Annotated in this window: 26 protein-coding genes; 19 read left to right on the plus strand and 7 right to left on the minus strand. The window is 34.3% G+C overall.

What is annotated here, in order from left to right:
• A partial coding sequence (locus tag ACFPTQ_RS12230; RefSeq protein ID WP_379777815.1) for an MBG domain-containing protein occupies nucleotides 1-2,118 on the minus strand: 2,118 nt, incomplete at its 3' end.
• 231 nt (nucleotides 2,119-2,349) lie between these two features.
• On the minus strand, nucleotides 2,350-3,402 hold the full coding sequence (locus ACFPTQ_RS12235) for a sensor histidine kinase (protein ID WP_379777816.1): 1,053 nt from the start codon (nucleotides 3,400-3,402) through the stop codon (nucleotides 2,350-2,352).
• A 148-nt stretch (nucleotides 3,403-3,550) separates the two neighbouring features.
• Here ACFPTQ_RS12235 and ACFPTQ_RS12240 point away from each other — a divergent pair, with 148 nt between their 5' ends.
• Both ACFPTQ_RS12240 and ACFPTQ_RS12245 read left to right on the plus strand, forming a co-directional pair.
• Nucleotides 3,551-4,195, plus strand: a complete 645-nt coding sequence (locus tag ACFPTQ_RS12240; RefSeq protein ID WP_379777817.1) for an SGNH/GDSL hydrolase family protein — start codon at nucleotides 3,551-3,553, stop codon at nucleotides 4,193-4,195.
• 10 nt (nucleotides 4,196-4,205) lie between these two features.
• Nucleotides 4,206-5,192, plus strand: coding sequence for an aldo/keto reductase (locus ACFPTQ_RS12245; protein WP_379777818.1), 987 nt, complete (start codon nucleotides 4,206-4,208; stop codon nucleotides 5,190-5,192).
• Between the two features lie 50 nt (nucleotides 5,193-5,242).
• Here ACFPTQ_RS12245 and ACFPTQ_RS12250 read toward each other — a convergent pair whose 3' ends face one another.
• Nucleotides 5,243-5,677 (minus strand): hypothetical protein, encoded by a 435-nt coding sequence (locus tag ACFPTQ_RS12250; protein WP_379777819.1) that lies wholly within the window; start codon nucleotides 5,675-5,677, stop codon nucleotides 5,243-5,245.
• Between the two features lie 214 nt (nucleotides 5,678-5,891).
• Between ACFPTQ_RS12250 and ilvD the strand changes: the two genes are divergently transcribed.
• On the plus strand, nucleotides 5,892-7,580 hold the full coding sequence (gene ilvD, locus ACFPTQ_RS12255) for a dihydroxy-acid dehydratase (protein ID WP_379777820.1): 1,689 nt from the start codon (nucleotides 5,892-5,894) through the stop codon (nucleotides 7,578-7,580).
• Nucleotides 7,581-7,854: 274 nt separating this feature from the next.
• Here the strand turns inward: ilvD and ACFPTQ_RS12260 are convergent, their stop codons facing one another.
• Together ACFPTQ_RS12260 and ACFPTQ_RS12265 are read right to left on the minus strand one after the other, a co-directional pair.
• Nucleotides 7,855-8,205: a helix-turn-helix domain-containing protein gene (locus ACFPTQ_RS12260; protein WP_379777821.1), complete on the minus strand. Its 351-nt coding sequence runs from the start codon at nucleotides 8,203-8,205 to the stop codon at nucleotides 7,855-7,857.
• A gap of 2 nt (nucleotides 8,206-8,207) precedes the next feature.
• Nucleotides 8,208-8,537, minus strand: a complete 330-nt coding sequence (locus tag ACFPTQ_RS12265) for a type II toxin-antitoxin system HigB family toxin (protein WP_379777822.1) — start codon at nucleotides 8,535-8,537, stop codon at nucleotides 8,208-8,210.
• Between the two features lie 183 nt (nucleotides 8,538-8,720).
• Here ACFPTQ_RS12265 and ACFPTQ_RS12270 point away from each other — a divergent pair, with 183 nt between their 5' ends.
• The 5 genes from ACFPTQ_RS12270 (at nucleotide 8,721) to ACFPTQ_RS12290 (ending at nucleotide 13,880) form a co-directional block, all read left to right on the plus strand.
• Nucleotides 8,721-9,938: an AAA family ATPase gene (locus ACFPTQ_RS12270; protein WP_379777823.1), complete on the plus strand. Its 1,218-nt coding sequence runs from the start codon at nucleotides 8,721-8,723 to the stop codon at nucleotides 9,936-9,938.
• 2 nt (nucleotides 9,939-9,940) lie between these two features.
• Nucleotides 9,941-10,510, plus strand: a complete 570-nt coding sequence (locus ACFPTQ_RS12275; RefSeq protein ID WP_379777824.1) for a DUF4276 family protein — start codon at nucleotides 9,941-9,943, stop codon at nucleotides 10,508-10,510.
• 519 nt (nucleotides 10,511-11,029) lie between these two features.
• The gene (gene rlmD, locus ACFPTQ_RS12280) at nucleotides 11,030-12,442 is read left to right on the plus strand and encodes a 23S rRNA (uracil(1939)-C(5))-methyltransferase RlmD (RefSeq protein ID WP_379777825.1); all 1,413 of its coding nucleotides are present in this window, start codon (nucleotides 11,030-11,032) and stop codon (nucleotides 12,440-12,442) included.
• A gap of 108 nt (nucleotides 12,443-12,550) precedes the next feature.
• Nucleotides 12,551-13,081, plus strand: coding sequence for a DUF6452 family protein (locus tag ACFPTQ_RS12285; protein WP_379777826.1), 531 nt, complete (start codon nucleotides 12,551-12,553; stop codon nucleotides 13,079-13,081).
• On the plus strand, nucleotides 13,065-13,880 hold the full coding sequence (locus ACFPTQ_RS12290; protein WP_379777827.1) for a DUF6048 family protein: 816 nt from the start codon (nucleotides 13,065-13,067) through the stop codon (nucleotides 13,878-13,880). Before ACFPTQ_RS12285 ends, ACFPTQ_RS12290 begins: the two co-directional genes overlap by 17 nt.
• 586 nt (nucleotides 13,881-14,466) lie before the next feature.
• Here the strand turns inward: ACFPTQ_RS12290 and ACFPTQ_RS12295 are convergent.
• Together ACFPTQ_RS12295 and ACFPTQ_RS12300 are read right to left on the minus strand one after the other, a co-directional pair.
• Complete coding sequence (locus ACFPTQ_RS12295; protein ID WP_379777828.1) at nucleotides 14,467-14,703, minus strand: hypothetical protein; 237 nt, start codon at nucleotides 14,701-14,703, stop codon at nucleotides 14,467-14,469.
• A 95-nt stretch (nucleotides 14,704-14,798) separates the two neighbouring features.
• On the minus strand, nucleotides 14,799-15,962 hold the full coding sequence (locus tag ACFPTQ_RS12300) for a THUMP domain-containing class I SAM-dependent RNA methyltransferase (RefSeq protein ID WP_278035988.1): 1,164 nt from the start codon (nucleotides 15,960-15,962) through the stop codon (nucleotides 14,799-14,801).
• Nucleotides 15,963-16,070: 108 nt separating this feature from the next.
• Between ACFPTQ_RS12300 and ACFPTQ_RS12305 the strand changes: the two genes are divergently transcribed.
• The 11 genes from ACFPTQ_RS12305 (at nucleotide 16,071) to ACFPTQ_RS12355 (ending at nucleotide 26,085) form a co-directional block, all read left to right on the plus strand.
• On the plus strand, nucleotides 16,071-16,835 hold the full coding sequence (locus tag ACFPTQ_RS12305) for an SAM-dependent methyltransferase (protein ID WP_379777829.1): 765 nt from the start codon (nucleotides 16,071-16,073) through the stop codon (nucleotides 16,833-16,835).
• 50 nt (nucleotides 16,836-16,885) lie between these two features.
• Nucleotides 16,886-17,581, plus strand: coding sequence for a ZIP family metal transporter (locus ACFPTQ_RS12310; RefSeq protein ID WP_278035990.1), 696 nt, complete (start codon nucleotides 16,886-16,888; stop codon nucleotides 17,579-17,581).
• A 606-nt stretch (nucleotides 17,582-18,187) separates the two neighbouring features.
• The gene (locus ACFPTQ_RS12315) at nucleotides 18,188-19,219 is read left to right on the plus strand and encodes a hypothetical protein (protein ID WP_379777830.1); all 1,032 of its coding nucleotides are present in this window, start codon (nucleotides 18,188-18,190) and stop codon (nucleotides 19,217-19,219) included.
• Between the two features lie 289 nt (nucleotides 19,220-19,508).
• Nucleotides 19,509-20,174, plus strand: coding sequence for a hypothetical protein (locus ACFPTQ_RS12320; protein WP_379777831.1), 666 nt, complete (start codon nucleotides 19,509-19,511; stop codon nucleotides 20,172-20,174).
• A 246-nt stretch (nucleotides 20,175-20,420) separates the two neighbouring features.
• Nucleotides 20,421-21,242 carry an N-acetylmuramic acid 6-phosphate etherase gene (gene murQ, locus ACFPTQ_RS12325; protein WP_379777832.1) on the plus strand — a complete coding sequence of 274 codons (822 nt, stop codon included), beginning with the start codon at nucleotides 20,421-20,423 and terminating at the stop codon, nucleotides 21,240-21,242.
• 59 nt (nucleotides 21,243-21,301) lie between these two features.
• Nucleotides 21,302-21,523: a DUF6095 family protein gene (locus ACFPTQ_RS12330; protein ID WP_379777833.1), complete on the plus strand. Its 222-nt coding sequence runs from the start codon at nucleotides 21,302-21,304 to the stop codon at nucleotides 21,521-21,523.
• The gene (locus tag ACFPTQ_RS12335; RefSeq protein ID WP_379777834.1) at nucleotides 21,523-22,095 is read left to right on the plus strand and encodes a pentapeptide repeat-containing protein; all 573 of its coding nucleotides are present in this window, start codon (nucleotides 21,523-21,525) and stop codon (nucleotides 22,093-22,095) included. Before ACFPTQ_RS12330 ends, ACFPTQ_RS12335 begins: the two co-directional genes overlap by 1 nt.
• Before the next feature lie 52 nt (nucleotides 22,096-22,147).
• Entirely contained in the window at nucleotides 22,148-22,525 is a 378-nt protein-coding gene (locus ACFPTQ_RS12340; protein WP_379777835.1) for a DNA topoisomerase IV, read from the plus strand.
• A gap of 47 nt (nucleotides 22,526-22,572) precedes the next feature.
• Nucleotides 22,573-23,343: a TerC family protein gene (locus tag ACFPTQ_RS12345; RefSeq protein WP_379777836.1), complete on the plus strand. Its 771-nt coding sequence runs from the start codon at nucleotides 22,573-22,575 to the stop codon at nucleotides 23,341-23,343.
• Nucleotides 23,344-23,494: 151 nt separating this feature from the next.
• Nucleotides 23,495-25,432 carry a DUF294 nucleotidyltransferase-like domain-containing protein gene (locus ACFPTQ_RS12350; protein ID WP_379777837.1) on the plus strand — a complete coding sequence of 646 codons (1,938 nt, stop codon included), beginning with the start codon at nucleotides 23,495-23,497 and terminating at the stop codon, nucleotides 25,430-25,432.
• Entirely contained in the window at nucleotides 25,432-26,085 is a 654-nt protein-coding gene (locus tag ACFPTQ_RS12355) for a PolC-type DNA polymerase III (protein WP_379777838.1), read from the plus strand. The genes ACFPTQ_RS12350 and ACFPTQ_RS12355 overlap by 1 nt, the downstream gene beginning before the upstream one ends.
• Nucleotides 26,086-26,119: the final 34 nt, after the last annotated feature.

Genomic DNA, 26,119 nt, shown 5'->3' on the forward strand with positions numbered 1-26,119 from the left:
CGTGATGCTGTAATTTGGATTGCTTCCTAATGTAATGGCTATTGGATAACTACCTACTCCCGAAAATTGGGTTGCAGTGGTAGCCAAACTATAATCCAATGCATCGCCGTTTACAGTTCCTGAAATTTGCGCTGTCAATAACGGATTAACCTCTCCATAGATTTTTGTTTTTCCATCGGCAACTATTGTAGCTGATTTTGGCGTAATGCTCAATTCTGAATCTGTTGGCGTGATGCTGTAATTTGGATTGCTTCCTAATGTAATGGCTATTGGATAACTACCTACTCCCGAAAATTGAGTTGCTGTGGTAGCTATACTATAATCCAATGCATCACCGTTTACTGTTCCTGAAATTTGCGCTGTCAATAACGGATTAACCTCTCCATAGATTTTTGTTTTTCCATCGGCAACTATTGTAGCTGATTTTGGAGTAATATTTACTGTAACAAGAGTCCTAATCGGACTAATACATCCTGTTGATATATTGCGAGATTCAGCATAAGCTGAATAAGTTCCTACATTTGTTCCACTTGGCGCCGAACTAGTTGTAGTTCCTGTAGCTGTAGTATACCAATAAATCGCTTCACCCGAATTGACTGTAGCTAAACCTGTATGAGACACTCCATCATAAACTCCAGAATAATCTATAGCGATTGGTGCTACTGGCAATGCAAGAACATGAACTGTTTTATTTACTGTTTTAAAACAACCCGAATTTGGATCAGTAACAGTATAGCTAATAGTTACATCACCTGAAGTTATACCGCTAACTAAACCACTACTATCAACAGTTGCATTTGCGGTATTTTGACTATTCCATACACCTCCTTGAGTAGCATTTGATAACTGCAAAGTATTTCCAATACAAACATTAGTAGTTCCGCCAGGTAAAACAGCACTTACAACTGGTAAAGGATTTACTTCATACACTAATATATTAGATTCAGCAGTACAATTAATTCCATTCAGATTTGAAGTAACAATTCTTTTGAAAGAAGTTGTCATTGTCAAAGCAGAAGGATTGTATTGACTTGAAGTTGCAGAGGGAATTGTTGACCAATTTGATCCACCATCTGTACTTTGTTGCCAAAGATAACTTAGTGTTCCTGAACCACTGGCCGCTGATGTATTACTTGTTATTCCTGGATCCAATGTTCCACAACCTGGTCCAGGTTGCACCGCTCCTTTTCCAATAATTCCTGCAGTTACTCCATTAATTACAACATCAATTTTGGCTCTTGTGCTTTCACATTCTGTTGATTGACTAACATAATAACTAGTAGTTCCTATAGAAGTAGTAGAAGGTGTTGGTGGTGTTGTACTCCCTATCCCTTCTGTCTCAGTCGTATACCATAATAAATTACTACCTGTTGCTGTCAAAGCGGTTGCAGTTGCTCCCTGACAGTAAGTTACAGGACTAGTGACAACAGGAGCTGCTAGAGTCGTACATGCTATAGTATAATTAGCCGTGATTAGCTGACCTCCAGCGCCATTATTGGCACCAACAGCAGTTCCTCCTAAAGCTTTATATATAGTACCTGAGATTACAACATCATTAAAAGTATATTCAACAGTCTGACTATTATTAACTGCAATAGCTGGTGTTGAATTATTTGGGGTTGTAAAATTTATAGCTGTAAAACTACCCCCAGGCGAACCAGTGCTATAAACCCTATAATTTACTGTTACATTAGTTCCATTAGGTAAACCATTCGCTTTAAAAGAAACATTAGCATCCGTAAAAAACACTTCATATGTGAAACCAGAAGTTTCACCTAAGGCACCTAATAATAAATCAGCACCTAATTCACAATCATTTACATACCATGAAGCGGTAAAATTACCATTTTCATCGGCTACCGTTGTCCAAGAAACGTGGGGTTGTGGAGATACCGGACCACAATCTACATTAGGATTCGTGAGATTAGCTACTTCTAGAATTACTGTTTCCCCTGGATGCCAACCAAATCCTGTGATATACACAGTTTCACCTGGTGCATAATCCAAATCAGCCTGGTCAAGCAGTACTGTTTGCCCAAAAGAAATATTGCTAAAAAGCAAAGAGGCAATAAAAAAAACAAATACTAGGGTACGTTTTGGGAGTAAAATTGTTTTCATAGGCAAGTTAGTTATAATGAAAATGGAATTAAGGAACGTAATACAAATAAAAACGGTAAAAAACACCAATAACAAACGGTATTATTTACCACGATTTTACTTATATAATTACGAAATTATATACTCCAATTTTATTTAAACTACATTTCCGATAAAAGCACAAAAAAAACTACGAACTACAATCTATGTGAAAAAATTGCATTATTTCAATCTGATTTTTAAGCAATTGAACTAAATTTTAGGAAAAACAATTGTAAAAGTGGCACCTTTATTTTTTCCTTCACTCATTGCTGTTATTAACCCATTATTCCTCTCAATAATTTGCTTTGACAAATACATCCCAATTCCTGTAGATGCTTCTTTCAAAGTCCCTAAACGCCCCATCTTAGTGAATTTGTCAAATATTTTATGACTTTCATTACTCTCAAAGCCAATACCTTGATCTTTTACTTTTAAATAGACAAAATTAGTATCTTGATAACTGCTAATTTCAATTTCTGAATCCGAAAAAGAAAACTTAACCGCATTACTAACTAAATTATAGACTACTCTAGTAAACAACTCGGTATTGATAGTCAAATTAGCTGATTTTAAATCAAGCTTTTCTACAATTGTGATATTTTTAGCTACTGCAAGCTGCTTTATTTGAAATTGAACTACATCAATTATTTCGTTAAAATCTACTTTCTTCACTTCCTTTGTAATCTTGAAAATTTCATCTTGCTCCTTTAATATTTTGATAAAATTCTCAATGTATTGGAATTGTTCAGCTGTAGATTGACAAATCATTTCGGCTAATTCTTTTACCTCATCAGATGGATTGGAATCAATAATCAACTTAGCCAAAGATTGCGGATTTCCGGCGAAAGACTTTAAATCATGGGATAATAAATAAATCAAATTTTGCTTTTCGTCTATAAAAGATTCACTCTCTAAAATAGAATCATGAATATTAGCCAACAACAACCCTGCTTCATCTGGAAAATGAACAGGAACATCGGTTATAACACGTTTTAATCTATATTCTTTTAAAGCTTTTGAGGCTAATTCAATTGGTTTCATCAATCTTTTTAAAACCAACAGCGTGGTAGCTGTAGCAATCAAAGTCATCACCAAAGAAAAAACGAGTAAACTGCCGGTTGTAAAATTTTCTTTTGCAAAAAGGACAAAAAACAATATTCCTATCAACGGAATATGAATCCCTACAAATGCTACAAATAAAAATTTAAGGGCATAACTTTTTTTTAATAATCGAAAAGTAGAAAGTTTTCCATATAACTTCATTTCTTTTAGTATTTGGGTTGACCAAATGTACGAAAAAACTTTTTTAATCGTTTATTTATTTATTATTAATCAAATAATCTAAAATAAGTGACTAAATTTTATTTTAATACTTTTGCTTTCTTAGTTTAATTTGCAATTTCATAATTTTATGAAGGAAAATTTAGCAATCCAAGATTGGCCCTATTTAGAAAAATATAAAAAGGAAAACAAATTGCTTTCTTTTTCGAAAACTAACGAAAACAAAATTGTATTTCTTGGCGATTCCATAACCGAATTTTGGTCCAATGAACATAAACTTTTTTCCAATAATAAAAATTTCATCAATAGAGGAATCAGCGGACAAACCACGCCACAAATGCTTATTCGTTTTAGAGCCGATGTAATTGACTTAAAACCTTCAATAGTAGTGATATTAGCTGGAGGCAATGATATTGCAGGAAATACTGGTTTTGCAACAACAAAAATGATATGTGATAACATCATTTCAATGATTGAACTCGCACAAGTGAACCAAATCAAAGTAATCCTTTGTTCAGTATTACCTGCCAATTTCTTCTATTGGAATCCAAAAGAAAAACCAGCCGAACGTATTATCGAACTAAATAAAGCTTTAGAACACTATGCAACCACTAAACAAATTACTTTTGTAGATTATTATTCGGCAATGGTGGATGATGAAAAAGGCTTAAAATCCGAATTATCCGAAGACCGCGTTCATCCCAACACGAGAGGTTATGAAATAATGAGCCCGCTAATTCAAAAAGCCATACAACTAACTTTAAACAATCAATAATAACAATAAAATGAACTATCGTAAACTAGGAAAAACAAATTTTGAAATATCTGAAATTGCTTTGGGAACATGGCAAGTAGGTGGAAAATGGGGTTCTCCCTTTAATGATCAATCTGCCGATGAACTCTTAAACACTGCCATCGACAAAGGAATCAATTTTATTGACACAGCCGATGTGTATGAAAATGGATTGAGCGAAAAAGCCGTAGGAAGACTTGTTCGTTCCCGTTCTGAACGTATCTATGTTGCTACTAAATGTGGACGCCATATCAATCCGCATGTCAATGAAGGTTACCAACCAAAAGTATTACAAAAGTATGTAGAAGACAGTTTGCAAAGATTAGGATTAGAAACACTTGATTTAATCCAATTGCACTGTCCGCCTACAGAAGTATATTATCGTCCTGAAATTTTTGAACTTTTTGACAAATTAAAACAAGAAGGTAAAATTCAAAATTTAGGTGTTAGTGTCGAAAAAGTAGAAGAAGGTTTAAAAGCCATCGAATATTCGAATGTGACTTCGGTGCAAATTATTTTTAATCTTTTTAGACAACGTCCATCAGAGTTATTTTTTAAAGAAGCTCAGAAAAAAGATATTGGAATTATCGCCCGTGTTCCATTAGCTAGTGGATTATTGACGGGAAAATTTTCAGCTAACACTACTTTTGACAGTCAGGATCACCGCTTTTTCAATCGTGAAGGAGCTGCGTTTGACAAAGGAGAAACCTTTTCAGGAATTAACTACGAATTAGGTTTACAAGCCGTAAACGAACTCAAAAAATTATTCCCAGAAGTGCAAAACTTGGCGCCTATTGCCTTACAATGGATCTTGAGTTTCCCAGAAGTAAGTTGTATTATCCCAGGTGCTTCAACAGAAAGTCATGTTGTATCCAATCTTTCCACTTTGGATTTAGCTGCTTTAACTCCCGAAAAAATTGCAGCAATGAATGCCATTTATGAGCAATACATTAAAAAGGAAGTACACCATTTGTGGTAAAAAATCAAAAAACCAACAATGACAAAGCAATTGTCTTTGTTGGTTTTCTTCTATTTCTTAACCTCTTCAAATACAAATTCAGGTTTACTGTAATCAATCGGTTCTCCTTTTAAAAAAGATGGAATCCCCATATAAACCGAAATTACCCCTTTTCCTAAAAGCAATTTATTTTTTCGCTTCAATAATGCAATAGGATATCGCTTCAAAACACCCCCTCCATAAGGTTGGTAATAATAACTTCCTTTGATGGTATCGCCTACTATAATTCCCCTTACCTCTCCCGAATCTTTTCGAACGCCTCCATAATGAATTTCATAGGCTCCAAAAAAACGATTGTCTTCTAATCGAATAAAATGCAATAAAGCCGTATCCTTATCATTCACCGCTTTATAAAAATAATGTTTGCCATTTTTTATACTATTGTCGCAATTCATAAACAACGCACAAAAAATAACCAAAACAAAAACAACAATCCCTTTTTTCATTATGTAAGTCTTTCTACTTCGTAAAACAAAAAAACAAAGATACCTATAGCGCTATAAATTCAATAAAAGTTTTTAAAAATTGCTGTTTTTACGCCATTTTACAAATGCTTTTCTTTTTTATGCAAAGATTTAACTTAAAAGATTACTTATCTTTGCCCAAGAAAAAAAATTATATAATCATACAACTTTTAAAAAGTATACAAAAAAGCCTATTATGAGAAGTGATGAAGTAAAAAAAGGACATCAAAGAACCCCGCATAGATCATTATTCAGAGCAACTGGATTAGTAGATGAAGATTTTGACAAACCATTCATTGGAGTTGCCAATTCGTATATCGAAATCATTCCAGGTCATTTCTTCTTAGACCGTGTGTCTCGAGTAATTAAAGAAGAAATCAAAGCAAATGGTTGTGTCCCTTTTGAATTCAATACTATTGGTGTAGATGATGGTATCGCAATGGGTCACGATGGAATGCTTTTTTCTTTGCCCTCGAGAGAAATTATTGCCAACTCTATTGAAACGGTAATGAATGCACACAAACTGGATGCGATGATTGCTATTCCTAACTGTGACAAAATTGTTCCGGGAATGATTATGGGCGCATTACGTGTAGACGTTCCTACTATTTTTGTGAGTGGTGGACCAATGAAAAAAGGACATACTAAAGACGGTGTGCCTATCGACTTGGCTACAGCTTTTGAGGCGGTTGGAAAACACGAATTAGGCGAAATTACCGATGAGGAATTAAAAGATATCGAATGTAATGCCTGTCCTTCAGGAGGAAGTTGTTCTGGTATGTTTACCGCTAACTCGATGAATACTTTGATGGAAGCGATGGGAATTGCCCTTCCGGGTAACGGAACTATCCTAGCTTTGACCAAAGAGCGCGAGCAATTGTACCGCCAGGCAGCAAGAAGAATTTGCGAAATCGCCAAAGACGCTGCACAAACTGAAAAATTCAAGTTGAAAAACATCCTTAACGAAAAAGCCGTACGTAACGCCTTTGCAGTAGATATGGCTATGGGTGGAAGTTCGAATACGGTTTTACACATGTTGGCTATCGCCAAAGAAGCGAATGTAAATTTCAACCTAGAGGACATCAACAGTATCTCAAAACGCGTTTCTCACATTGCTAAAATTTCTCCAAGTTTGTCAACCGTTCACATGGAAGACATCAACACAGCTGGAGGAGTTAATGCGGTTATGAAAGAAATGACTAAAAGAGGTGATGACATCTTATTAGACAACCTAACGATTACAGGTGAAACTCTTTTAGAAAAAATCAAAGACGCATATATCAAAGACACCAATATTATCCACACGATTGACAATCCATACTCTGAAGTAGGTGGTTTAGCTGTTTTATATGGTAATCTTGCCGAACAAGGAGCTGTAATTAAAACGGCTGGTATTACGGGAGACCGTGTTTTCACAGGAAAAGCAGTTTGTTTTGACGGTCAGCCGGAAGCTATCGAAGGAATTTTGGGTGGAAAAGTAAAAGCAGGTGATGTTGTTGTTATCCGTTACGAAGGGCCTAAAGGTGGTCCTGGAATGCAGGAAATGCTTGCGCCAACTTCCTTAATCATGGGAATGGGATTAGGTAGCAAAGTAGCATTAATTACCGATGGTCGTTTTAGTGGTGCAACCAGAGGTGCTTCTATTGGTCACGTATCTCCGGAAGCTGCCGAAGGTGGAATGATTGGTTTATTAAAAGATGGTGACGAAATCCATATTGACGTTGACCAATACATCTTATCAGTTAACTTAACTGACGAAGAAATTGCTAAAAGAAAAGCAGAATTCGTTCCATTGAAAAAAGAATTAACTTCAAGATGGTTAGGACAATACCGTTCTTTAGTAACTAACGCTAGTAACGGAGCTATTTTAAGATCGGATTTGTAATTTTTTTATTGAAAGATTAAAAGATTGAATAATTAAAAGATTCCATCTTTTGAAATACCAATCCTCGTTTTACTTCATTGTGAAACGAGGTTTTTTTATGATTCAACACCAAAAAATTAAAATTAAAATTTAACCCAAAATCTACATTACGATTTTTTTCACGCAGATTTTGCAGATTGATACAGATTTTTAGTTTTCTAAAAGTAAAAATCCGTGTAAATCGGTCAAATCAGTATCATCCGTGAGCTATTGAAAATTTGATTTTAATCAAGCACTATGCAAAAAACACCTCAGCAGGAATATTAAAATAGGATTTTAATTTTTGTGCCATTTTTAAAGTAATTTCTCTTTTACCTGAAAGAACAGCCGATACATGACCTTTACTTCCTATTATAGGTTCCAAATCTTTTGCTTTGATTCCCATTTCCTGCATTTTGTATTTAATAGTTTCCAAGGCATCCAGTTCCGGTAATTGATAGTGTTTCTCATCATAATCTTTGATTAAAACAATCAACAAATCCAATTCATCATGCTCAGCAGTGTTGGGTTCAGCATGAAAAATTTCCATCATTCGTATCGAAGCTTTAGTATAATCTTCTTCGGTTTTTAATACTTTCCAGTACATAATTATCCTTTTTTATCCGTTAAAATTCTAGTATCAAAAACAACACTTTCTACATTAATCTTGTCGTATTCTTTATGTGTTCCAAACCAAATCACATAACAGGCAGCTTGCAGAAAATTGATTGAAACAACTAATCTAAAATCATTGCCTTTTATATTAAAAACGACTCTATTATTATTTACAACACTTGCATTCCCATACACATTTTTAAGCTCATTAAAATTGCTGAAATTGAGCTTTGAAAATTCATTATACCAAATTAGCAATGGCGTTGCCGCAATCGGATACTGCTCTATGTAATAGAGAATTGTTTTCTTGACTAGAATTTTCATTGTACAAATGTATTAAAAAGTTTTCATTTTGCAAACAAACAAAAAATAGGACTTGAAGTATTTTGTAAGATTATTTTATATATTTGAAAATAAATAAAGCTTCGCTTATCTAGCCTATTTTGGGTGTAGATGCTAAGTTTTGATTCGCCTATACACTAGTTAGCTACAATTAATAATAAACTTATGATAAAAATTAAAGAAGTATCTATATATAATTACAAATCTTGCATAAAAACGAATTTTAACATCAATAATAACTTGTCAGCTTTTATAGGTGTAAATGGAGCAGGAAAAAGTAATTTACTAACAAGTATATTATTGTTAAAAGAAATAAATAATAGAAAGTTTTATCATTCACATTTCTTAGAAGACAACAAATTTTTTAAAACACGTTTAGATTTTATAGTTGATATTGACAACATTGAATATAATTTAAAAAGTGATTTTATTGTCGATATCGATGAAAATAATAATGATGTAGTTAAACTCTCAAAAATAAAGTTTAGACAAATTAATAGTAAAGCAAAATTTAAGGATTTAGACGATTCTATTACAGAAATGTATAAATATCTAGACCCAAAGGTCATAGATACGAATTTCGACACTATCGTTAAAGAATTATTTGGTAAAAAAAATTTACGTAAAGATGAAGTTGATTTTCATTTTAAATTAATAGAATATATATCTAGTATTAACTATTATAGTGCAACACAATTTTCTAATCCAAAAAATTGTCCAACTTCGATAGATTTAGATAATTATAAATTAGTCAATTCAAGAAAAAAAAGTTCTCATGAAAAATTTATATATGATTTATATATATCCTCGAAAGAAGATAAAAAACTATATAAAAGATTTATAAATATGGTTGGGAGTATGGGATTAGAATTAATAGAAAACATTAAATTTTTTGAACATTCAATTCCCAATAGTCAATTTAAAGTTAAATCAGGAGGTAAAATTGAAAAAATAGATTCATTAAGAAAAATTATTGTTCCTTCTTTCATCATAGATAGCCTAAATCTTTCGCCAAATCAATTGTCAGAAGGAACATTCAAAACATTGGCGCTAATTTTCTATATTCTTAAGGATAATAGTAATTTATTAATAATTGAAGAACCTGAAGTTTGTGTTCATCATGGTTTATTAAGTAGTATTATTGAATTAATTAAACACGAATCAAAAAATAAACAAATATTTATAAGTACACATTCTGATTATATACTTGATAAACTAAAACCAGAGAATATAATTTTAGTAGATAAGAAGAAGGAAAATGGAACCGTTGCTTATCCTTTAACAGATGCTTTTATTGGCGACGACATGCAGGAATTAAAAGATTATTTAGAATATTCTGGGAATTTAGGTGAATATTGGAAACAAACAGGTTTTGAATTATAAATATGATTAGAACAATTGGTATTATTGCTGAAGACAATAGTGATTTTGACACTATTAAAATTATTATAAATAGATTAACAAATAAAAATTTAAGCTATAAAAAAAATATTGGTAATGGATGTGGAAAAATTAAAAAAAAATGCAAAGATTATGTAAATGATTTACATAAAAGAGAATGTGATTTAGTTTTATTATTCCATGATTTAGATAGAAATGATTATCAAAGTTTATATAATACGTTAAATAAAGAAATTAAAGATTGTACAATTGATAAAAAGTTTATTTGTATACCTGTAGAAGAAATTGAAGCATGGTTTCTATCCGATCCTGAAGCCTTAAGGAAAACATTTAAAATTAGAAAACAAATCAAAATAAAAGGGAAACCAGAAACTATCCCATCTCCTAAAGAATTTTTGGAAGATTTAGTTTTAAAAAGTTCTAATAAAACTGTAATATTCAATAATGTAAAACATAATTCAAAAATTGCTCAAAACATTGATTTAAATTTACTTACCAATTCTTGTCAATCATTTAATAAATTAGAAGAGTTTATAAAACAACATAAATATTAACAGCAGCTAATCGAGTATACGGCTCCCCATCTGGTGCTCGATTACATCGAGTACCTACTTTCAGGAAAAAACGTATCGTAGCGTTTATAACGTGGCTGAATACCAAAACTCCCCTGCCCCCGATTATAGCGAAAAACCCGCAGTGTTGCCGGCAAAAAGAACGCTTGCCAGTAAAGAGCGACTGAAAGAAGCTCCTTTAATGGCATTAGCGTTCCTGCCGGCAATGCGAGGATTTGTAGCGGAAAGCGGGATTGGGCACAGATAAAAAAACTAACTGCTTTTGAGATAAACCATTAAGCAATTAAGAATCATTAAGCTTAATTGTCTTCATTTCTTAATGTTAAAAAAAAGAAATCTTTCAATCAATTACTTATCTTCCGGATTGCTCCCGGGAATTTTAAACCGTTACACTTCATAAACACGCGAACTAAGGTTTACAATCACTACAAAAAACAGCCCTTATCAAAAATATTTCCCAAATTGAATTTATAAAAGCGGACAAAAACTTATTTTTGCGCCATGGGTAGAAAAAATACAGACAAAGTTGTCTTTCATCAGATAAAAGTCCTTGATGCAGGTGCAAAAGGCGTTTCGGTAGCGAAGGCTCCCGATGGTAAAGTAGTGTTTATCCCGAATGTGGTTCCGGGTGATGTGGTTGATGTGCAAACTTTCAAAAAACGCAAGGCGTATTATGAAGGAAAAGCGGTGAAATTCCACGAACTTTCAGAACACCGTGTGGATCCTATTTGCGAGCATTTTGGGGTTTGCGGAGGTTGCAAATGGCAAAACATGAACTACGACCAACAGTTGTTTTTTAAACACAATGAGGTAAAAAATCATTTGCAACGTATTGGAAAAATTGAACTTCCGGAATTTGAACCTATCTTGGGTTCGGAGAAAAAGTTTTTCTACAGAAATAAAATGGAATTTTCGTTCTCCAACAGCCGTTGGTTAACCGAGGCTGAAATTGGAAGCAGTGAAGAATTAGACAATAAAAATGCCTTAGGTTTCCATATTCCTAAAATGTGGGACAAAATCCTAGACATCAAAAAATGTCATTTACAGGAAGATCCATCGAACGCTATCCGTAATGAAGTGCGTGATTTTGCTAATGCTAACGGTCTGACTTTCTTTAATCCGAGAGAACATTCCGGATTATTGAGAACCCTGATGTTGCGTACGGCTTCGACAGGAGAAATCATGGTTTTGGTTCAGTTTTTTGAAGATGACCAAGCCAACAGAGAATTGTTATTGGATCATTTGTATAGCCAATTCCCTCAAATTACCTCTTTGCAATATGTGGTGAACAATAAGGCGAATGATACGCTTTATGATCAGGATATCATTTTGTACAAAGGACGTAATTATATCCTGGAAGAAATGGAAGGTTTGAAATTTAGCATCAATGCTAAGTCTTTTTACCAAACCAATTCGGAACAGGCGTATGAATTGTACAAAATCACCAGAGAATTTGCCGGATTAACCGGTAATGAAACGGTTTACGATTTATATACCGGAACGGGAACTATTGCGCAATTCGTTTCTAAAAAAGCGAAGAAAGTAATTGGTGTTGAAAGCGTTCCGGATGCGATTAAAGATGCCAAAGCCAATGCAGAACGCAATAATATTGACAATTGTGAGTTCTTTGTGGGTGATATGAAAGTGGTTTTTAACGATGCTTTTATTGCCCAACACGGTCAACCGGATGTGATTATCACCGACCCACCTCGCGACGGAATGCATAAAGATGTGATTGAACAAATCTTGAAAATCGCTCCAGAAAAAGTGGTGTATGTAAGCTGTAACTCGGCTACACAAGCACGTGATTTGGCTTTGATGGATGAAAAATACAAAGTAACTCGTGTGCGTCCTGTGGATATGTTCCCGCAAACCCATCACGTAGAAAATGTGGTTTTATTGGAAAGAAGGTAGTCATTAGTACTTAGTCCCTAGTCCTTATTATTTTTCTGAACATAAATGCTACTAAGGACTAAGGACTGAAAACTAAGAACTAAGAACTAGCCCCTAACAACTATAAAAATGAAAAAAACGATACTGCTCTTATTAGTACTCAGCTTTGCTTTCTCCTTCTCCAGTTGCGAGAAAGACGATATTTGTGATGGGAATACTATTACGACTCCCCGATTAGTAATTACATTTTATGATGCTAATAACGCCTCGGTAACTAAGAATGTAACAAACCTTAGTATTTTTAGTGAAGGAATGGATGAAGCAGTAAGCTTTAATGGAAATACTTTAATTAACGGAAGCACGGTTTCTATTCCGTTGAAAGTCAATACCGAGTCGACTACTTTTCGATTCATTTTGAATTATGGAAGTACCAGTGTTGTAGCGCCTGCCAACGAAGATATTATCAAATTCAATTACAGAACCCAAAATATTTATGTATCACGTGCTTGTGGTTTTAAAACGAATTATACTTTGGACTCAACTACGCCTTTCGTACATTCGGATGCAGCAACACCTGATCAAAAATGGATAAATGTGGTTTATGTAAGTAACCCTATTATAGCTAATGAAAATGAGACACACCTTGAAATATATTTTTAGTAGCTTCCTGATTTTATCTTTATTTTTTGTACAAGCACAAGAAACTAAAGTAGTTCCAAAAGACAGTTCAAGTAAAGGAATCATCACTCAAAAAGCGGCTGTTAGCTCTAAAACGAGTACAACTGCCAAAAAGGATTCCATTGCAATTCCTATAAAAAAAGACCGTTATGGTGTTCGTTTAGGTGTCGATTTATTCAAACTAAGCAAAAGTTTTTATGACAAAGATTATAAAGGAATTGAACTAGTAGGAGATTATCGTTACGACAAAAAACATTACATCGCTGCCGAAGTTGGTAACGAAAATAAAACCACCGATGACGCCCGATTAAACTTCACCACTAAGGGTTCTTACATCAAACTAGGTTTTGATTATAACGGTTACGAAAACTGGTTGGACATGGAAAATATCATTTCTATTGGTTTACGTTATGGTTTTAGTTCTTTTAGCCAACAATTGAACAGCTACAAAATCTACAATACCAATCAGTATTTTGGTGAAATTCCGCCATTGACTTCTGGGCAAAAATACAATGGGTTAACAGCCAGCTGGATTGAAGTAGTGGCTGGGATGAAAGCCAAAGTATTCAACAATGTCTTTGTAGGCTTCAGTCTTCGTTTAAACCGATTGGTGAGCAACAAGCAACCAAGCAATTTTGAAAACTTATACATTCCGGGATTCAACCGTACGTACAATGGTGATTTTGGAGTGGGATTCAACTATACGGTAACTTATTTTGTTCCAATGTTCAAAAAAGTCGTAAAACCTGCTGACACCAAAAAAGCAGAAAAGAAAAAATAAACCAACTGTCACATCGAGCGAAGTCGAGAGGCTATATAACCGTTCTCGACTTCGCTCGAACTGACAACCCACAATAACAAAACCGCTAATTCGCAAGCTATATAAATTTGTGAATTGGCGGTTTATTTTTTGTAAACGTAGAAAGCTTTGTGCCTTAGAGCCTTTGTGGCTAAAAAAAATCTACCAAAATCAGCTTAATCTGCGTGCCTATTCTTTCACGCAGATTCTGCAGGTTTACACAGATTTCTCTTTGTTCCCTTTGCGAAAAACTTTGCCTCTTTGCGGTTAAATTATTTCACCACAAATTATCACAAATTTTATTTCACTAAACTTAGCGCCTTAGTACCTTTCGACTAAAAAAATCTGCCAAAGTAAGCTCAATCTGCGTGCCTATTCTTTCACGCAGATTCCCTTTATTTCCTTTGCTAGCTTTGCGAAAGCTTTGCGAAAGCTTTGCGAAAGCTTTGCGAAAGCTTTGCGAAAGCTTTGTGCCCTTTGCGGTTAAAAAAAAACGCAAATCCACTGAAATCAATCAGCGAATATGCGGTTCTATTAAAAATTTCTTCACTTTGCGGTTAATCAAAACCTACCCAATTTCTTTCACGTTTTTAGAAAAAACCCATTTCATATACAATTTCTCCCCGTCTTTCGTTTTTACAGCCTGAAACTTCGGCCCAACAAAAGTTGCAACCACAAAAGCTGCAAAAGGCTCCCAAAAACCAGTAAGCCCAGCATATTGGTGAATTAAATAACGGGATAATATAAATAAACTCGCAAAAGTTCCTAATTGGTATAAAAATGCTCTTAGTTGTAATTTTGACATGACTTTTTTGTTTGTTGTTTATGGTTTATTGTTTTTAGTTCAAAGTTTAACTTCTAACCTCTAACTCCTAACTTCTAACTCCTAACCTCTAACCTCTAACTTCTCTCCTGAAATTTCGTTCGCTTACTACCTTCGTACATTTCGTATTTTACCAAACGCGCTTCCAGTCCGGCGTTGAATAATTTAATTTTACGCGAAGGTCTTAAGCCTACAAATTTCAATGCATCCAGATTTCCAGTAATAAACCAAGCATTGGTACCTGGATAGCTTTGTTTCAAGGTATCCCCAATATTTTTATAGAATTTTTCCATATGGATATCCAAACGCTCATCATAAGGTGGATTAAATACGATATGTAATTTTCCTTCTGTATTTTTTTCGCTGTCAAAGAAATTGTTCTCTGAGATGGTTACATATTCATCCAAATTCGCATTTCTAACATTTTCTTTGGCTTTCAACACCGCCGAAGGTGCTTTGTCATACCCTTTAATCGTATAATGAAACTCACGAACTTTGCCTAACAAACTATCGGTGATTTTGTCAAACAACTCATTATCCCAGTCTTTCCATTTTTCGAAAGCAAATTCTTTTCGGTTGATGTTCGCTGGGATATTACAAGCAATCATAGCCGCTTCGGCAAGGAAGGTTCCCGAACCACACATTGGATCCAAGAAATCCGATTGACCATCCCAACCCGACAACAACAAAATTCCCGCTGCCAAAACCTCGTTGATAGGAGCAATATTCGTAGACGTTCTGTAACCACGTTGGTTCAACGGTTTACCCGAAGTATCTAAGGCTACCGAAACCTGATCTTTATCAATATGAATGTTAATGCGTAAATCCGGATGTACCTTATCAATACTAGGACGTTGCCCAGTTCTTTCTCTAAACTGATCCACAATAGCATCCTTACATTTTTGAGAAACAAACTCCGAGTGATTAAAATATTCCGAGTGTACGGTTGTGTCAATTACAAAAGTCTGATTAGCACTAATAAACTTTGACCAGTTCACTCCCGAAATGCCTTTGTAAAGCGCTTTTTCGTTATTCGCTCTAAAAGAATAAATCGGTTTTAGGATTTTCAAAGCTGTACGCAATGCCAAATTCGCCTTGTACATAAAACCTTTGTCGCCTTTAAAACTCACCATTCGCACCCCCTGCTCCACATTTTGAGCGCCTAAGTTTCGTAATTCGGTGGCTAATATTTCTTCAAAACCAAAAAAGGTTTTGGCTATCATCTTATAATTTTCTTCCATTCTTTTTAAATTCCAATTTTCTAAATTCTAAATTCCAAACAAGCTGAAATAGTATATTTCCGCAAAAATACACTAAATTTGCGGGATAGAATTAATTGAACAGCATAAATGTCTGAAGTACAAAATCCAACACAACCCAATCAGGAGCAAGCTGGCGAAGCTTGGTTCAGTTCGTGGTTTGACACTCCTTATTATCATATCCTTTACAAAGAACGCGACGACCGTGAAGCCCAACATTTCATGGACAATTTAACGCATTACTTAAATCTTCCTGAAAATGCCAAAGTTTTGGATTTATGCTGTGGCAAAGGACGTCATTCGATTTATTTGAACCAATTGGGTTTTGATGTCATTGGAGCCGATTTGTCCGAAAACAGCATAGCCGAAGCCAGCAAAAGTGCCAACGAAACCCTGCAATTCAAGGTACACGATATGCGCGAGCCTTTTGAAGAAAAATACGATGCCATTTTCAATTTATTTACCAGTTTTGGCTATTTCGAAAATGACGACGACAATTTAACCACTTTAAAAGCCATCAAAAACAGCTTGACCGACTATGGTTTTGCCGTAATTGATTTTATGAACGTCAACCAGGTTATTGACACTTTGGTTCCTGAAGAAGTAAAAACCGTAGACGGAATTGACTTTCACCTGAAACGCTACGTTGCCGACGGACATATTTTTAAAGAAATTGACTTTGAAGACCAAGGCAAAAAATACCATTTTACCGAAAAAGTAAAAGCCCTGACTTTACAGGACTTTGAAGCCATGATGGACGAAGCCGGAATTTACCTTTTGGATATCTTTGGCGATTACAAACTGAAAAAATTTCATAAGACCGAAAGCGAACGATTAATTATGATATTCAAATAATTAATTTGTTTAACCGATTAAACGGTTAAACGGTTAAACCAAAAAAACACATGAACTACCTTTTACCTTTACTTTCTGTACTCCTTGGGTATATCATTGCATTGGTTTTAAAACCTAAAAACAAAAGCAATCTCAAACTACTATTGGCATTTAGTGGTTCGTTTTTGCTTTCGCTTACCGTGATGCACCTATTACCCGAAATCTACGAAAGTCATCTACATGACGGGGTAGAAAGTCACGACAACAACATTGGGATTTTCATCATGCTGGGGATTTTGTTCCAGATTATCCTGGAATTTTTCTCCAAAGGTGCCGAACACGGTCACGTTCACGGCCACCACAATATGTCGCATATTCCGTGGTTGCTGTTCATCAGTCTTTGTATTCACGCCTTCTTGGAAGGATTTCCTGTGGGTCACAACCATGACAACCTAGCACTGGGAATCGCCATTCACCACCTACCTATTGCCATTATTTTGACCACATTTTTCATCAATTCGCATTTAAACAAGCAGGCTATTTTTGCCTTCATGCTTACTTTTGCCTTGATGACACCGCTGGGCACTTTCGCCTCCGATTATCTCACTACGCTGAGCCATTACCATAACCAAATTACCGCTATCGTAATCGGGATTTTATTCCATATTTCTTCGACTATTATTTTCGAAAGCAGCGAAGGACACAAATTCAATGTTGCCAAAGTTTCCATGATTGTACTGGGAATCGTTTTGGCGTATTTTTTATAAATTTTGGCCGTTCACCCTTGATAACACAGCCCGTTTTGTCATTACGAGTCCCGACACTTCGGGACGAAGTAATCTCACTATCTACTTACGTTAGCTGACTTATCGTTCATCAAAATAACAAAACACGCTTAACATTTTGAGCGTGCCCTCGTTGCACTGCGTTTGTACAAAAAAGCGACTTTCGTTATGCAACGAGGTCGGGTCATCCGTTGCAATCTTGTGTCGGCATAAAGACCGCCGCCACAAGGATTTCCACTACTACCCCTCACGCAAACCCTACTCCAGACAAAATCATTTTTAAATAATGAAACAACTTCTAAGTACGAAAAGTTTGTTACTATCTAAATCTTTTTGATTTTTTGTAGTTAATTTTTTATATATTTGAGGATATAAAATTGAATCATTCAGACCTTTCAAACTAAAAATGGGTGACTTTATATTATTTTATTTTACATATAAATGATTTATATAAAATTACGAAATGACACAAACTAAATCAGAAAATATCGTGACACTAATTAACGAATCGGTTTTCTACAAAGAATTTACTTTTGACAAAATGAATTCTATCCAAAAGATGGAAAAAAAGAATTAGCTGACAATGTAATGATACTTGATGATTTACTTTTCATCATTCAAATTAAAGAACGAAATTTTACAGAGTCAAAAACAAATACAGATAATTGGTTTAAAAACAAAGTCTTAAAAAAAGGAAAGGAACAAATAAGAGACACATTAGAATATTTAATCAGTTACGATGAAATTCTTATTAAAAACAGAAGAAACCAAACAATAAATATTACTAAAATAAATACAACTGAAATAAATAAGATAATTATTTATCATGCTGATGAAAAATTAAAAAAAGAATATAAATTTATGAAATTCTACGAAAGTAGTATTAATGGAAACATTCATATTTTCAACATAGAAGATTATCATTGGATATGTAAATATCTGATTACACCAACTGAATTAGATGAGTATTTAAAATTTAGAGAACGGATTTATTTCAAACATAAATTATTAATGAATAATTGTCCTGAACAATACTTATTAGGCCATTTTTTAAATACAGAAGACGTTTCATTTATAAAACCAGAATACATACACACATTAACAAACTTAAAAGAAGATGTCGATGAATTTGACATGTCAAATTTCTTAGATGCTTTCTCAAATAACATCATAAGAAGTGAACATAAAGAATCAATAGAATATCATTCTATAATTAAACAAATTAGTAAGTTAAAAAGGTATGAATTATTAGAATTCAAAACGAGATTCTTGAAAACTATAGAGGATTGCAAATTAGAAGAACGGAAACTACCTTATCGCTTTGCTTCGTTAAGAACAAGTTGTGGATTTGTATTTATTCCTGTAAATAAAGTAGACCATAAAAAATGGGAAATTATGCTTAAGAATATAACCGAATTATTCAAATATAAACATCGGTTACAAAATTGTATTGGGATTACTATTTCAAAAAAAGGAGAGTTTATAGATATAAATTGGGGCTTAATATCTTTCGAGTGGGAAAGTAATTCTGAATTAGAAGAATTAATAAAAAAAGAAAAAAAATTACTTGGAGCTCCCGAATACAAAGAATTAGAAAGGTATAAGAAAAAAAACAACTAACATCACACTTATAGCCCCACGCTTCAGAACGAATCCTTTCGTGTGGCTTTAACAAACTAAACCACCCCGATAGCGCAGAATTGCATTCTATGTTTACAATTATAAGCAACTTTGTAGAATTACTTAATGATATGCTTCCTTCGTCAGCATGACAAGTTTGTGAGTAATACAAAACCCCCGATCGCTCAGATATACGTACAAACGTTAGGCAGAATTACATTCTGTGCCCGTATAGAAGAGTAAAAAACAAATTGACAAAAATTTAAAAAGATAAATAAACAAGTAAACTATGAAATCAATATTCTATTTTCTTTCAATACTTTCTCTTTTAAGCTGTGAAAGAAAGACTTCTAATTTAGAATTGGAAAACACAATCATAGACGAACTTTTTGTAGCTATGGTAGATTCAATTCATAAGGACAATCGAATTTATTTGAATTTTCCACCAATACCCGAAAGAATTTATGATAAAAAAGGAAATCTCATTAATATTGATTCAACCCAATACAAAAAAGAGATAGTAACATATAATGCTGAAATTGAAAAAATAAAAAAAGACACTTCAAAACTACCGATGACTGTCTCCAAAGAACTTTATTTCCCAAGTGAATACTCATTAGAATCTATAAAGAAATATTTCAAATCAAATGCTTTAAAAATTGACACTACCAACACTGAGACTAACACTATCATTATAGAAAAATTTAAAAAAAATCCGAAATTTAATTTTAGTTATACTAAAAAAGACGAAACCCCTCAAGACCGCTATCTTAGAGTTGAGCCCTATAGTATTGTTTCTTTTTCCAAAATCATCTTTGATGAATCAAAAAATACGGCAGTACTTATTGGCAGCTATAGTTGCGGGGGAAAATGCGGCCTTGGTTATTTGATTATTCTTCATAAAAAAGATGGGAAATGGAAAATAAAACAAATTGAAGATCTTTGGATTTCATAACCCGACTGCTAGGATATACACAAAGTAAAGGCAGAATTGCATTCTGTGCCCACAATTATAAGCAACTTTGAAGCATTACTTAATGAGATTAGCTAAAGCTCAATTCGCTGCGCTCGGGTGCTTCGATACGCTCGCAATGACGAACAAACACTATCTTTCAAAAAATAAAAATACAACAAAATTCCACTATCATTCTTGCTGAAAAGATAGTACCTTTGGCACTTTGCAACTCAGAAACTCAAAAGAATGACCTTCATAAAAACCACCGAGCAATCCTCAAAATACGAGCATTTAGAAAAAATGTCCGTTACGGAATTATTAAGCAATATCAACAACGAAGACAAAACCGTTCCGCTAGCGGTGGAAAAAGCCTTGCCGCAAATAGAAACATTGGTCAACCAAATCGTTGCCAAAATGAAACAGGGCGGTCGTTTGTTTTACATTGGCGCAGGAACGTCGGGACGTTTGGGTGTGGTAGATGCTTCAGAGTGTCCGCCTACTTTTGGAGTGCCTTTCGATTTGGTAGTGGGAATTATTGCTGGTGGCGACAAAGCCATTCGCAAAGCGGTAGAAAATGCCGAGGATAATGCTACCCAAGCCTGGATTGATTTGCAGGAATTCAACATCAACGAAAATGACGTAGTGGTGGGTATTGCCGCTTCGGGAACAACGCCTTATGTGATTGGCGGTTTGGAAGCCTGTAACCAAAATAATATCATCACAGGAAGTATTTCCTGCAATGCCGGTAGCCCGCTTTCGCAAACAGCGCAATTCCCAATCGAAGTTATCGTAGGACCAGAATTCGTAACTGGAAGTTCGAGAATGAAAGCCGGTACCGCTCAAAAGTTGGTTTTGAATATGATTTCAACGGCAACGATGATTCAGTTAGGAAAAGTAAAAGGCAACAAAATGGTCGATATGCAATTAAGCAACGCCAAACTCGTTGACCGCGGCACTAAAATGATTATGGGCGAAATTCCTGTAAGCTACGAAGAAGCCGCTCAGTTATTGAAAGAACACGGCAGCGTGCGTAAGGCAGTGGATTTTTATAATAGTAATAAGTTATGAGTTAGGTGTTATGCGTTATGCGTGACTTCTAACTTCTAACATCTAACTTCTAACTTAAAATGTCAACAAACAAAGATTTATTATCTAAAGGTGTGAAATACTTAACAGGCGCTTTGCCGCTAATGTTCATTGGACCATCATTGATTTATAATGCCTTTATGAACCAAAAAAACGTTTGGCATTATCTGGTTTTAGGAATTGGAATTGTGGCATGTTTGGCTTCGATGTATTTGATTTTTCTAGGATTGAAATATATAATGAAAGCCTTATTTAACGATTAATGGAAGAACTCATTCACATTCAGAAAACCTTTGATAAGGTCATTTTCATCAATAAAAAAGTCAGTCATCGTGAATTTGAAGACTGTGTTTTTAAGAACTGTGATTTCTCCAACAGTGATTTTTCAAACAATACTTTCATGGATTGCGAATTCATCGATTGCAATCTTTCGATGACCAACTTAAAAGGAACGAGCTTAAAAACAGTGTACTTTTCGAATTGCAAATTATTAGGCATTCCGTTTAACGAATGTACTGACTTTATGTTTGCAGTAAGTTTCAGTGACTGCATCTTGGATTTTGCGTCTTTTTCGAATAAAAAAATGACGAAAACAAGATTCAATTCCTGTTCGATGAAAGAAGTGAGTTTCATTGGTACGAATCTTTCCAATTCAGTTTTTGACAACTGCAATCTGGAAAACGCCATTTTTAATGACACCCAATTGAAGGAAGTGAATTTCGTTACGGCGTACAATTATAAAATTGATCCTGAATTCAACCCAATGCGAAAAGCCAAATTTTCGATGCAGGGCATTCCGGGACTTTTAGACAAATACGATATTAAAATTCAATAAATACAAACCTCCTACCCCATCTGAGAAAGGGGAATCTAACCCAATAAAGAGAATGAAAAAAATAATACTACTTCCTCTACTTCTACTTTTAGTTTCTTGTTATCAGGCAGAACACAATTGCAAAGATTTTAAAACAGGAAAATTCCGTTTTGAATACGAAGTAAACGGAGAAAAAAAAGTAACCGCTTTTGAGCGTAATGACAGCATAGAAATTGAAACTTTTGAAGGAAAAACAGATACCGCTTCTATCCGCTGGATTAGCGATTGTGAGTATGTTTTGAAAAAAAAACATCCTAAAAATATGGCAGAAGAAAAAGCCATTGGCATGAAAATTTTGACGACTTCCGGAAATACCTATACCTTTGAATTCGGAATCATAGGCTCCGATCAAAAACAACGAGGAACCGTTACAAAAATTGGAGAATTATAATTCCTTAAACTCACAACACATAAATCATAACCCCTAACCTATACAAAATGGAAGTATTTTTAAATCCAGATGCATGGATTGCTCTTATCACATTAACCTTTCTAGAAATCGTACTCGGAATTGATAATATCATTTTCATCTCAATTGCTACAGGAAAATTACCGGAAGAAAGCCGTAAAAAAGCGACTAAAATTGGTATGTTCCTAGCTATGTTCATGCGTATTTTTCTGTTATTAGGAATTTCCTATTTAATTGCAATGAAAGAACCTTGGTTTAGCATTGATTTTAGCTGGATGACAGCACAGGTTTCGGGTCAAAGCATCATTTTATTATTAGGAGGCTTATTCCTTATTTATAAAAGCACGAACGAAATCAGAGAAAAGGTAGACCATAAAGGGGAAGAAGAGCAAGAAATTAAAAAGGCAGCAGCAAAAACATTCAGCAGTGTAATTGTCCAAATCATATTGATTGATATTGTTTTCTCTTTTGATAGTATCTTAACTGCGGTAGGAATGACTAATGGCGTAGCAGGTGCTTTGTACATCATGATTACAGCGGTGATTATTTCGGTATTAATTATGATGCAATTTGCTGTACCTGTTGGAAGTTTTGTTAATAGACATCCTTCAATTCAAATTTTAGGATTGGCATTTTTAATTCTAATTGGTTTAATGTTAGTTACCGAAAGTGCGCATTTGTCCAATGCCTTAATTTTTGGTAGTCATGTAACACCTATTCCAAAAGGCTATTTGTATTTTGCAATTTCATTTTCACTTATGGTAGAAGCTCTCAATATGAAAGCAACCAAAAAAAAGTAATGCCCATCAACTACGAATTTGAAGCTCCATTTTGGAGCTTCTTTCGTTTTAAAAGATAAAAATTAATACATTAGCATTTGATACCAAGAAATGCATTTCGTATTTCTTTAGCCAAACAAACCCAAAAAATTAGCCATAAAAATATTTTTTAATGAAAAATACCATTTCACAAAGAGTAGCCGACTTTTTAAAAAACTTTCCCCCTTTTAATTTTCTAGACAAATTCGATATCGAAGTACTTTCGGAGCAAGTTTCAATTATTTACAAAGACAAAGGCGCTATTGTTTTTGAAGAAAATGAAGAAACACACAATTGCTTTTATGTGGTTCATAAAGGCGCAATTGAACTTAGTCAAAAATCGAAAAACGATATCCTGGATATGTGCGACGAAGGCGATATTTTTGGTCTACGCCCTTTGATTGCGCATGAAAATTATAAGATGCAAGCTTGTGCTCATGAAGAAAGTATTCTCTACGCCATACCTATTGACGTTTTTAAACCCTATGCGATCAAAAACCCCAATGTAGGGAGCTTCATCATTGATAGCTTTGCCTCAAACACGCAAAATCCCTATTCTAAAAGTCATAGTAAAAAATTATACGGTGAGTTTTTAGACGATGAAACTGCTGGTGGTGATATTATTGATAAGGATAATAAAATATTAGACCTTCAACCTATTAAATATTCGAAAAAAATTGTCACTTGTTCCCGAGCAGCTACTGCCAAAGAAATTGCACTAACAATGACTAAAAAGAATATTGGGGCAATGCTTGTGGTTGAAGATATGCTCCCTATAGGAATTATTACCGACAAAGATTTACGAAATAAGATTGTTACGGGAGACTATTCCATCAATACTACCGCCGATGTAATTATGAATTCGCCTGTAATTACGTATTCAAAAAAAATGACCATTACTCAAGCACAAATGGCCATGATGAAAAGTAATATCAGTCATCTTTGTTTGACAAAAGACGGAACTACTAATACGAAAGTGGTAGGTATTTTATCCAAACATGATGTCATGGTAGCCTTAGGAAACAATCCAGCGGTTTTAATTAAAGCATTAAAAAGGGTTAAAAAAGCGAAAGCGATCAAACCTATTCGTGCTAAAATCATGCAATTACTACAAGGCTATTTAGATCAAAATATCCCTATTACACTTACGTCTAAAATTATCACTGAATTAAACGATGCCTGCATCAAACGTGTAATCGAATTGTCTTTAGACAAAATGAAAACGCCTCCTCCAGCTCGTTTTTCGTGGTTAGCTTTAGGAAGTCAAGGACGTAGCGAACAATTATTACACACTGATCAAGATAATGCCTTGATATACGAAGATGTCCCTGAAGTAATTCGAGAAAAAACACGCAAGTATTTCTTGGACTTAGCGGCCGAGGTCAACAAAGGACTTTTCGAAATTGGTTATGATTATTGTCCTGCCGAAATGATGGCTTCTAACCCAAAATGGTGTTTGAGTTTAAACCAATGGAAAGAATTAGTACACGATTGGATTAGCAATCCTGGAAAAGATGAAGTATTACTGTCGTTCATCTTTTTTGATTATAGCTTATCTTATGGCGATAGAGAACTAGCAAATGAACTCGCAGATTATATTTTTGGTGATATTGAAGCGAATCCTATTTTCTATGTTCACTTGGTTAGTGGCGCACTGCAAAGCCCTTCGCCTACGGGATTTTTTAGACAATTTTTAGTTGAGCAAGATGGCGCACACAAAGATTTCTTTGACATAAAACGCCGTGCATTAATGCCACTAGCCGATGCTGCAAGGGTTTTAATATTATCCCATCGCATAAAAGGAATTAGCAATACTCCTGAACGTTTTGAAAAACTAGCTGAATTGGAACCACAAAACAAAGAATTGTATTTGTCTTGTGCCTACTCCTACAAAGCCTTACTTAAATTCCGAACTAAACAAGGTTTATTGCACCATGATTCTGGACAATTTATCGAATTAGAAGCGCTAACCAAATTAGAAAAAGTAAAACTAAAAGCCACTTTTAAGACAATTAAAGAATTACAGGAGGTTATATCGATACGTTTTAATCCTGGAAAAATTACAATATAATGACACTCAAAGAAAAAATTATAGAAATACTTGAAATATTGGGTATTTTGAAAAAACCCATAGACGAATCCTTAAATAGGCCTATAGAATCCGAGCGATTTGTGGTTTTAGATACTGAAACTACTGGCTTTGATTATGAAAACGATCGTATTCTTTGCATTGGTGCAATAACATTAGAAAATGGCGTTATCAATTTGCAAAATGTTTTTGAACACTATATGGATCAAGAACATTTTGACAAAACGAGTGTACAAATACATGGTATCATCCGTAGTGATGTATTAGACCATAAAACTGAAATTCAGGTTTTGAAATTATTTTTGGATTATGTAGGTGATTCTATTATTATCGCTCATCATGCCCTATTTGACATTACGATGATCAATAATGCTTTGAAAAGAAATGGAATGGATACACTTAAAAACAAAACCTTGGATACCGCTTCTTTGTACAAAAGAACGCTTATAAAATCCAACTTGATTCAACACAAGGATCATTATACCCTTGATGATTTGGCTGATAAGTTTGATATTTCAAAAAAAGACCGACATACCGCTGTGGGGGATGCCTACATTACCGCAATTGCTTTTCTAAAAATCATTAAAAAGTTGAAAGAAAATAAAGAGATGAAATTGTACCAACTCTTTCGGTAAATACCTAAAAAAAAACTTCCGCCGTAGCGGAAGT

The organism is Flavobacterium sp. GCM10022190 (genome assembly GCF_042656445.1).
Lineage (GTDB): Bacteria > Bacteroidota > Bacteroidia > Flavobacteriales > Flavobacteriaceae > Flavobacterium > Flavobacterium nitratireducens.